The sequence below is a fragment of the Oxalobacteraceae bacterium OTU3CAMAD1 genome (assembly GCA_024123915.1).
Lineage (GTDB): Bacteria > Pseudomonadota > Gammaproteobacteria > Burkholderiales > Burkholderiaceae_D > Rugamonas.
The window spans coordinates 1,695,762-1,706,306 of record CP099650.1 but is presented as its reverse complement, the minus strand read 5'-3'; the positions used below and the strand labels follow the sequence as shown (position 1 = coordinate 1,706,306).

General features: G+C 53.2%; 5 protein-coding genes. All 5 read left to right on the top strand.

The genetic code is table 11. The features are described from left to right. Window positions 1-27 precede the first annotated feature (27 nt). The 5 genes from NHH88_07220 (at window position 28) to NHH88_07200 (ending at window position 10,539) form a co-directional block, all read left to right on the top strand. Window positions 28-1,008, top strand: a complete 981-nt coding sequence (locus NHH88_07220; GenBank protein USX15564.1) for a DUF4268 domain-containing protein — start codon at window positions 28-30, stop codon at window positions 1,006-1,008. A 503-nt stretch (window positions 1,009-1,511) separates the two neighbouring features. Beyond that, window positions 1,512-4,304, top strand: a complete 2,793-nt coding sequence (locus NHH88_07215; protein ID USX17287.1) for an SNF2-related protein — start codon at window positions 1,512-1,514, stop codon at window positions 4,302-4,304. A 23-nt stretch (window positions 4,305-4,327) separates the two neighbouring features. After that, entirely contained in the window at window positions 4,328-6,103 is a 1,776-nt protein-coding gene (locus NHH88_07210) for an AIPR family protein (GenBank protein ID USX15563.1), read from the top strand. A 9-nt stretch (window positions 6,104-6,112) separates the two neighbouring features. Continuing rightward, complete coding sequence (locus NHH88_07205; GenBank protein ID USX15562.1) at window positions 6,113-7,807, top strand: site-specific DNA-methyltransferase; 1,695 nt, start codon at window positions 6,113-6,115, stop codon at window positions 7,805-7,807. Beyond that, window positions 7,804-10,539 (top strand): DEAD/DEAH box helicase family protein, encoded by a 2,736-nt coding sequence (locus NHH88_07200; GenBank protein ID USX15561.1) that lies wholly within the window; start codon window positions 7,804-7,806, stop codon window positions 10,537-10,539. The genes NHH88_07205 and NHH88_07200 overlap by 4 nt, the downstream gene beginning before the upstream one ends. Window positions 10,540-10,545: the final 6 nt, after the last annotated feature.

Genomic DNA, 10,545 nt, shown 5'->3' with positions numbered 1-10,545 from the left:
CTACCTCTCACTCACTCAAAGGATCTAATGGCAATTTCACTAGGAAAGCTTGAGCATGTTGATGCTCGAACCATATGGTTATCTGAGGCCCGGGATTTCACGCCGTGGCTCGCCCAAAACCTTGGATTGCTCGGCGAGGCGCTTGGGCTGGATCTGGAGCTAGTGCAGATGGAAGCGCCCGTCGGAAATTACGCCTGCGATATCGAGGCTAAAGAAAATGGCAGCGGACGCCGTGTGATAATCGAAAATCAGCTGGAATCCACAGACCATACCCACCTGGGGCAGCTGCTAACGTACGCGGCTGGGTTAGATGCAGCAGTTATCGTATGGATTTCGACCGGGGTAAGAGAGGAGCACCGTGAGGCTATCGACTTCCTTAACCGCCACACGCGTGAGGCTGTCGACTTCTTTGCTATAGCCCTTGAACTGGTACGGATCGATTCGTCATCGCCAGCGGTAGTGTTTCGCCTTGCCGCATCGCCCAACGCGTGGGCCAAAAATGCGGCAGTACGGCCGGAGGTATCAAACCGAATGAATGCGTACCGAGCATTCTTTCAGCCTTTGATGGACGAGCTGCGTGATCGCCACCATTTCACTAACGCGCGGATAGCACAGGCCCAGTCCTGGTATGCCTTTGGCAGCGGCGTGACTGGCATCACCTACAGCCTCTCATTCACGGCCAAGGGCGAGTTGCGAGCTGAGTTGTACATTGACGTGGGGGACGCGCTTCGCAATAAAGCACTATTCAATACACTCTATGCCCTACGCGTACAGATCGAACAGCAGTTGGAGGAGTCTGCGGTTTGGGATCCTCTGCCTGAACGCCGCGCATCCCGAGTTGGCTTGGTGAGACCTAATACAAGAATTGACGATGCTCAGTCTAGTGGAGATGCTGTACGCGCTTGGGCGGTACATCGCCTTCTCAAGCTCAAAGAAGTGCTAGGACCCAAGCTACGCCCGGCACTAGCCTCAGTGGCTACACCACCGGTTGACGTCCCTTTGGAATGACCGTGTAATCGAGCTAAGCTGAGCGCTAACCTTACTGCTCCCCACGCTAAGGTCTGTCGCTGGTTGTATTGATCGCGATCGTATTGACACAAACACCTTGACTGTGTCTATATTGACAATGTTTACTTTTCGATACTTAGCGATTTGTTTCTCCTTGGACTATCAGGATTAAGGTCAGAAGTTCCTTTTTGTCGAATGGCCAGATTGACCCTGCTTGGCGTTTCGGGGAATAAAGGAGTAATTAATGACGCATGGAAATGGTAGAATTGACCAGATTGGCGAGCATATTTCATGCAGGTCAATTTCTAGATAGTCCTACGATACAGACGACAGAATCCTCCACGTAAAGAGTTCGCATCTGGAGTGGTCAGCGGCAAGTCTGCTACCGAATGATACCTAGCGAACACACTGAGAGGATGCCATTGATAACGCAGCAACTTTTGACGCCCCATCAAAGCCAGTACTATGCATGGCTCTTGACGCGGCGCGCGGCGGGCGACACCGTGGAGTCGCTAGCATCTACCCTTGTTGATTCCCAAGTTGACCTTAACCCCCACCAGGTAGAGGCAGCGCTCTTTGCCTGTAGCAACCCACTCTCGCGTGGCGTCATCCTTGCCGACGAGGTCGGACTCGGAAAGACCATCGAAGCGGGGCTCGTTATTTCGCAGCGTTGGGCCGAGCGCCGTCGCCGCATCCTGATCATAGTCCCCGCTAACTTGCGCAAGCAATGGCACCAAGAGTTGCAGGACAAGTTTAGCCTGCACGGGCTAATACTAGAGGCCAAGAACTACAATACCATCCGCAAGCAGAACGGCATGAACCCGTTCCTGATGGCATCAGGTCCTATCATCTGCTCCTACCAATTTGCGAAGTCGAAAGCAGAGGTCATCAAGGCCATCGATTGGGACTTAGTCGTCTTGGACGAAGCTCATCGTCTACGCAATGTTTATAAGACCAGTAATGTCATCGCAAAAACGCTGAAAGAAGCACTGGCCCACGTCCACTCAAAGGTGCTGCTGACAGCTACGCCGTTGCAAAACTCACTGCTAGAGCTCTATGGACTGGTCAGCATAATCGATGACCGAGTTTTCGGTGACATCGATAGCTTTCGCGCCCAATTCACTGGGCAGCCCAAAGAGCAGGCATTCGCCGGGCTACGTACCAGGCTGGCTCCAGTCTGCAAGCGTACTTTGCGTCGCCAAGTTCAGCAGTACGTCCCGTACACAGCTCGCAGAGCAATCGTTGAGGAGTTCACGCCTTCGGCCGAGGAACGCGAATTGTCTAACCTGGTCGCAGATTATCTGCGGCGGCCTAACCTCAAGGCTCTACCTGAGGGCCAGCGACAGCTGATTTCCCTGGTTCTCTGGAAACTGCTCGCATCGTCGACTCACGCCATTGCCGGGGCACTGGCGACTATGGCAAAGCGTCTGCAAGGAGAGCTCGACGAATCCTCGGACATTCCTGATCTTGCGGAGGCGCTGGACCAAGACTATGAGTCGCTCGATGAAACCGCCGACGAATGGAATGAGCAAGCCCCCAGCACCGCACCATCGACGTCAAACGAGCGCGATGCTTTGGCTCAGGAAATCGCCGAGCTTCTACACTTTAAAACTCTTGCTACCAATATTCGCGACAACGCTAAAGGCAATGCGTTGTTGACTGCGTTAGATCGAGCTTTTTTAGAGCTGGAGCGTCTCGGCGCACCCAAGAAGGCCATTATCTTCACCGAGTCAAAACGCACACAGGAATACCTTTTATCCCTGTTGGAGGACACCTCATACGGGCAAGGCATAGTGCTGTTCAACGGCACCAACAGCGACGTCCGAGCACAAACCGTCTATAAAGACTGGATCAAGCGCCACGATGGAACGGATCGCGTCAGCGGCTCCAAAACAGCAGACACGCGAGCAGCACTGGTGGAGCATTTCAAGGAGCGCGGTACCGTAATGATTGCCACCGAAGCGGGTGCAGAAGGCATCAATCTGCAGTTCTGCTCCTTGGTAATAAACTATGACCTGCCTTGGAATCCGCAGCGTATTGAACAGCGCATCGGACGCTGCCATCGATACGGTCAAAAATTCGACGTGGTCGTGGTAAACTTTGTCGACCGCAGTAACGAGGCAGACGCGAGAGTCTACGAACTGCTAGCGCAGAAGTTCCAGCTCTTTGAGGGTGTCTTCGGAGCCAGCGACGAGGTGCTCGGTGCTATCGGCTCGGGAGTGGACTTCGAACGGCGTATTGCCGACATCTATCAGAACTGCCGCGACCCAGAAGCTATCAAGGCCAGCTTTGAGCAACTGCAACTTGACCTGTCTAGCGAGATTAGCGAGGCGATGGTCAAGACACGCCAAATCTTGCTGGAAAACTTCGACGAGGAAGTGCAAGACAAGCTGCGCGTCCGCGCGGAAGATAGTCGCGCCACACGCAGCAGGTATGAACGAATGCTGATGGATCTAACCAAAGCAGAGTTGACCGACTACGCTACTTTCGACGAAGGGGGATTCGTCCTTCAGAGTTCTCCGGAAACTGCCCTGGAGGGAATTGAATTAGGACGCTACGAGCTTCCCCGACGCTCCGGTGACGCACATCTCTACCGAATCGGGCACCCACTTGCCGTTTGGGCAATCGGTCATGCAAAAGACCGAGAGCTCGCCGATACCCGGCTCATCTTCGATTATGACGCCTATGGCACGCAAATCAGCACCTTAAAAACTTATCGTGGTAAAACTGGCTGGTTGACCGTGAAGTTGGTGTCGGTGGAAACCTTGGGGAACCAAGAACAACACTTGATTGTGGCAGCTAGTACCACAGATGGACACGCCTTTGCAGAGGACGATCCAGAGAAGCTGCTGCGCCTTCCAGCGCGATCGCAGTCAGCAGGAATTTTTGCCTCGCTGGACGCCACCCTGATAGCCGACGTTGAATCCCGCAAGATCGGCCTGCTTCGCGAAATCAATCAGCGCAACCTCGGCTACTTTGACCAAGAAGTGCAGAAATTGGACGCCTGGGCTGATGACTTAAAACTAGGTCTTGAGCAAGAAATCAAGGCCATCGATGCCGAGATCAAAGAAGTACGTCGGACAGCTGCAACTTCACCAACGCTTGAGGAAAAGTTGGCACATCAGAAGCAGCAGCGTGAACTGGAATCCAAACGTACAAAGCTGAGGCGAGAGCTTTTCGCCCGGCAAGATGAGGTCGAGACTCAGCGCAACGAGCTCATTGCGCAATTGGAAGTCCAATTACAACAAAAAGTTGTTGAACAGACGCTGTTTACCATCGAATGGGAACTAGTTTAATGGCTGCGCTTGAACCTCGGTACATGGTTATCCTGAAGAAGGTGCTGGCTGAACGCTTTGTGCCGTCACTTCCCCCGCTGCTAGATCAAACGAAGCCAGTAGCAGATCAGCAGGCCAAGCAACTCTCGCGTGCGTTCAGTGCCTTCGCGCTGCACAAGTTACTCGACATTACGCCGCAGGCTGCTGCCGGCTCTGTCGTCGACGATTTTAATGACAAGGGAATCGACGCCATCCACTACCATGCGACCTCTGAAACGCTCTACTTGCTGCAAACCAAGCTAAAGGAATCAGAGCAGTTCAAACAAGAGGATGCGCTTCCATTCTGCGAAGGTATCCGTTTGTTGCTCAAGCAGGAATTCACGGCCTTTAACACAAACGTTCAGAATCGTAAGGCCGAGATTGAAAGCGCGCTTGACTCATGTAGCCACATCAAACTGGTTGTGCCGTTCACGGGCGATGGGATTTCCAAAACCGCCAGTGATGCCCTGAAGGCTCTAATAGACGATGAAGATCTGGACGAGGAACGGTTAGACAAGCAGGTGACGTACTACTCTGCCGTCGAGATCGCCCGCGACCTGCTAGCGGAACAATCCTATCAACCCGTGCATACGGAGATCGGGCTGCAAAAGCATGAGAAGATCGAAAACCCGCGAAGCACGTATTACGGTGTTGCACGACTACTGGATTTGGTGGCGCTTCACCAAACTCATGGCAAAGCTCTGTACGAAAGGAATATTCGATACTTTCTCGGCAGTGGCAAATCCGATGTCAACAAGGCAATTAAAGCCACGTTGTACGACGCACCTGGGGACTTCTTTTACCTCAATAATGGTGTCACGGCCGTTTGCGACCTGATAGAACCGAAGGCCACCAAGAACGGAGTCAAAAAGTTCAAGGTACGCGGGCTATCCATCATCAATGGCGCGCAGACTGTGGCATCGGCCGCCGAGTTCGTGCGTATGTATCCGGCCAAGAGCATCGACGACGCAAAGGTCATGTTCACCTTGATCAAGGCCCCCGCAGACGGGCCATTTGGAAAACGCGTAACCAAAGCCCGCAACCACCAAAATCCAGTCCAAACTGCCAACTTCGCTTCGCTCGACGAAAACCAAGAGCGACTGCGGCAGGAAATCGCGCACCTCGGCTTCGACTATCATTATCGCCCCGAAGTCCTCGCGACCGGCCTCCAAGCCATCACCCTCGAAGAGGCGTTGCGAGCTTTGGCCTCACAACAGCACGACCCTCGCTACGCCGTGTGGCTAAAGACTGAACCGGCGCGGCTCTCCAACCCCGACTCTGCTGAATATCAGGCGCTATTCACTACAACGCTACCAGGGGCGAAACTGATCAACGCCGTCCTTTGCCACAGAGCCATTCGGACCCTTATCGTAGACTACGAGACAAGAGCACCGGCGCGCAGTCAAGAGCGCCTAATCTACCGGCATAGCATTCACGTGAGCACGGCAGTCATGATGAAGCGCTTGCACAACCGTATCAGCGCAGCAGCGGTTGTTGATACCGCTGCTATTTCTGCACTGCTCAGCCGGCCTGACACACTGGACCAACTTCGGCAACAAACCTTCGGCCTAGGTCAACAACGCCTGACCTTCGAAGGGCCACTGGCTTACTTCCGCAACCAGGGAAGCGTCGCGGCCTTTTTCGCCGATCTGATGGAGATACATTTCGCTCTTTCCACCGATCCTGCGATTGTCCCATTGCGCAATATCCAGACTGCAGCGGACGCGTATCCGCGCAAGCGCCTGCTCGACTACTTGTCGGGCCGCGCGCCACAACTATGAGAGCATTTCATGAACAAACAAAAACTAGAACTCACTTGGATAGGCAAGGAAAAGCGGCCCAAACTCGAGCCGCGCATCTTGTTGGAAAACCCCGAGCAATCCTTCCACGCCACGCATCAATTCACGGACAACGACATATTCGACAACCGATTGATCTTTGGCGACAACTTGCTTGCATTGAAAGCCTTGGAGCAACAGTTCACAGGCAAGGTAAAGTGTGTCTTCATTGATCCGCCATACAACACAGGAAGCGCATTCGCTCAATACGATGATGGTCTAGAGCATTCTATCTGGTTGGGGCTCATGAGGGATCGACTGGAGATCCTAAGGAATCTACTCTCGGATGACGGCTCTCTTTGGATCACCATTGACGACAATGAAGCCCACTATCTCAAGGTACTTTGCGATGAGGTCTTTGGCCGAGCAAACTACATTGCCTCGGCTATCTGGCAAAAGACTATGTCAGTCAAAAATTCGACGAAACACTTCTCTGTAGACCATGACTATATTCTTGTCTATGCACGCGATGCTGAGCGGTGGGTGCCGAACCAAGTCGCAGCTTCAGACAAACAACATGCGTCATACAAGAATCCCGACAACGATCCACTTGGGCCGTGGCAGTCGATCTCGTTATCCGCTAGAAACCCTTACAGCAAGGGACTCTATGGGATTCGCACGCCTGGAGGTCGATTGATCGAGGGGCCGCCGGCAGGGTCATACTGGCGAGTTTCAGAGGAAAAATTCTGGGATCTTGATAGCAAGGGGGAGATATGGTGGGGGAAGGATCGAAACGGGATTCCTCGACGCAAAATGTACTTATCTGAACAGGGAGAGTTGACTAAAGCCCCGCAAACTATTTGGTTCTTCGATGAAGTTGGCCATACGCAAGATGCAAAGAAGGAAGCGCTCGCGTTCAATTCAAAGGACGTATTTGCGACGCCGAAGCCAGAAAGACTCATGGCCCGCATCATCGAAATTGCGAGCCGCCCAGGGGATTTAATACTGGACTCGTTTGCCGGCTCCGGCACTACTGGTGCCGTCGCTCACAAAATGGGACGTCGATGGATCATGATCGAGCTTGGCGAGCACTGCCATACTCACATTATTCCTCGAATGCGCCGAGTGATTGCAGGGGAAGATGTTGGTGGAATTTCCGAGAGCGCTAAATGGAAGGGCGGCGGTGGTTTCCGCTATTTCCGTATCGCGCCGACATTGATCGTTAATGATCGTTGGGGTAATTCGATAATTAATCCGGATTACAACGCTGCTCAATTGGCTGAAGCCATCGCTAAGCTTGAAGGCTTTACCTATGCTCCATCTGAGACCAGGTGGTGGCAACATGGCCACTCTAGTGAACTAGACTTCATTTATGTCACCACCCAGAATCTCTCAGCAGAGCAACTGCAAGCTCTATCCGATGAAGTGGGCAAGGAGCAAAACCTGCTCGTATGCTGTGCTGCCTTTCATGGCGTTACCGCCAGCAAGACCTCAGAGCGCTGGCCGAACCTCACCCTGAAAAGGATTCCCAAGATGGTATTAGCTCGCTGCGAGTGGGGGCAAGATGACTACAGCCTGAACGTCTCCAATCTTCCAATCGCGCAGATTGATCAATCTGAACCAGTTATTACCAGCGCCGTAAAAACATCTAGAAACAAAAAAGCTGCTTCTGGACAGAGCGGGCTCTTTGGGGAGAATGAAGAATGAATGCACGTGTCCAGAATGCCGTCACAGGCCGATTGTCTCTTCGCCCTCCCCAGGCAGAGTCTCTCTCGAAATTAGTTAGTGCGCTTGATGCTGCGCCAAGCTTATTGGGACACAATCAAGACGTCGAGGCTATTCTCTCCACCTTGAAGGCAGAGTTTCCCACTTTAGTGGACTTCGAGCGGGATTTTCCTTCATTGTGCTTTGCGCTTGCCACCGGCGTTGGCAAAACCCGCCTGATGGGTGCATTCATCGCGTACCTCCACTTAGCCCACGGTATCAATAACTTCTTCGTGTTGGCCCCGAACCTGACGATCTACAACAAATTGATCGCGGACTTCACCCGCAACACGCCTAAGTACGTTTTTAAGGGGATTGCGGAGTTCGCGCAGCAGCCCCCGCTTATTATCACTGGCGACAACTACGACCAGACGGGAGCAGTTGTGCAGGATCAGTCAGTTGGCTTTGCTCACGACGTCCGTATCAATATCTTCAACATATCGAAGATTAACTCCGAAGTACGTGGTGGCAAAGAGCCACGCATCAAGCGAATGAAAGAGGTGCTTGGGGACAGCTACTTCAACCATTTGTCCAACTTGCCTGATCTCGTGCTACTGATGGACGAGTCGCACCGTTATCGCGCCAGCGCTGGAGTTCGCTCGATCAATGAGCTAAAGCCCCTATTCGGCCTAGAAGTGACGGCGACTCCGTTCGTGGAGTCCACGCGCGGCCCTATACCGTTCAAGAACGTGGTGATGGACTATCCATTAGCCCGAGCAATGGGAGACGGATTCGTCAAAGAGCCTGCCGCTGTGACCCAACGCAACTTCGATGCCAAGGCTCACACATCTGAGGAAATAGAAAAGACAAAACTGGAGGATGGCGTTCGTTTGCACGAAACCACCAAGGTGGAGCTGCTGACCTACGCCCGCGAGAATGGTGTCAAAGTCGTGAAGCCTTTCATTCTTGTCATCGCCCGCGATACCACTCACGCGGGGCAACTTTTGTCACTCTTAGAGTCAAATGCTTTCTATGAGGGGCGCTATCAGGGTAAGGTGATTCAGGTTGACTCCAGTCGCACCGGCGCGGAAGAAGAAGAGATGATCACGCGCCTCCTCACGGTAGAGAGTGTGGACGAGCCGACCGAAATCGTCATTCACGTCAATATGCTCAAGGAGGGCTGGGACGTGACCAACCTCTATACTATTGTGCCGTTGCGTGCTGCTAATGCGCGCACACTGATCGAGCAGTCCATTGGTCGAGGACTGCGTCTGCCATATGGCAAACGTACAGGGGTTGCAGCGGTTGATCGCCTAAACATCATCGCGCACGACAAGTTTCAGGAAATCATTGATGACGCCAACCGGGGCGACTCACCGATAAGGCTGAAACAGGTAATCCTCGACGCGCCAAGCGCAGATGACAAGAAGGTTAGCGTACAGGTCGGTTCAGGTTTGATGACGCGCCTTGGGCTCGTCGATGCGCCATCCATTGCCAGTGCCCCGACGATTGCAGGCACGGCACCAACTGAACCAGCCCCTGCGCCGGTTTTTGCGACGGAACGCGAGCGCCATGCCGCCCGCGTTGTAATGGAGGTGATCGGAAAATACGAAGTCAAGCGCGAACTCGTTCCAACCAGCAGCGCGCTTCTCAACCCAGACGTGCAGGCTGCCATCTTGGCAGAAGTGACCGAACGGCTGAAACCATCGCAGAGTGATTTGCTGTTAGATGCAGAAGAAAATATCCTTGCTCTGGAACTTTCCGTGGTTGTAGCCAAGACCACAGAAATCGTCGTCCAGCAGACTATTGACATTCCTCGAATCGCGGTTGTGCCAACCGGCGAAGTCACAACAGGTTTTCACCCATTCAAGCTCGATATCGCTCAGTTGCATCTTCAACCAGGCGAGCGCGAGATCATCATTCACAACCTGCATACTAACGGACAAGACACGCTGGCATCAGAACTCGGCCTCAAGGAGCAGCGGCTGGAAGACTACATCGTCCACGCGCTTGTGGACTTCGATGACATTGACTACTTCACTCACGCCGATCTGCTCTACGACCTTTCTGGGCAGATGGTGCAACATCTTCTGGGTTACCTATCGGAGGTAGAAACCAGAGGCGTGCTGGATCGGGATCGCCGCCTAATCGCTCGTGAAATTCACGCTCAAATGATGGTGCATTTCTGGGAGGAGGCGACTGAGTACGAGGTGCAAGTAAGCCGTGGCTTCACTGAACTCAAACCCTGTAACTACACGGCTACCGCAGGTCAGACGGCTCACCACTTCCGTGAAACTGTCACCGAGCTGGGCCGGATTAAACAGATGCTGTTCGGTGGGTTCGTGCGCTGTCTTTACCCATTGCAGAAATTCGATTCAGATACAGAGCGGCGCTTCGCAGTCATACTTGAACGCGACGCGTCGAAGTGGTTGAAGCCGGCCAAGGGGCAGTTTCAGATTTACTACAAGCTGGGCACTGAGCAGCCAGAGTACATCCCTGACTTTGTGGCAGAAACGGATTCGACGATCTTCATGGTGGAAACCAAGGCGAAAGCCGATATCAATACCCAAGAGGTTCAGGCCAAAGCTGCTGCCGCAGCAAGTTGGTGCAAACACGCTTCGGATCACGCAGCAAGTGTCAGCACAAAGCCTTGGCGTTACTTGCTTGTGCCGCACGACGAGATCGCCGAATCCAAGCGCCTCACAGACTACATGCGCTTCGAAGTTAAGATCTGACGGGGT

Coding starts and splice junctions, on each gene's coding strand:
- NHH88_07220 (USX15564.1), top strand. CDS start 28: ATGGCAATTTCACTAGGAAAGCTTGAGCATGTTGATGCTCGAACCATA.
- NHH88_07210 (USX15563.1), top strand. CDS start 4,328: ATGGTTATCCTGAAGAAGGTGCTGGCTGAACGCTTTGTGCCGTCACTT.
- NHH88_07205 (USX15562.1), top strand. CDS start 6,113: ATGAACAAACAAAAACTAGAACTCACTTGGATAGGCAAGGAAAAGCGG.
- NHH88_07200 (USX15561.1), top strand. CDS start 7,804: ATGAATGCACGTGTCCAGAATGCCGTCACAGGCCGATTGTCTCTTCGC.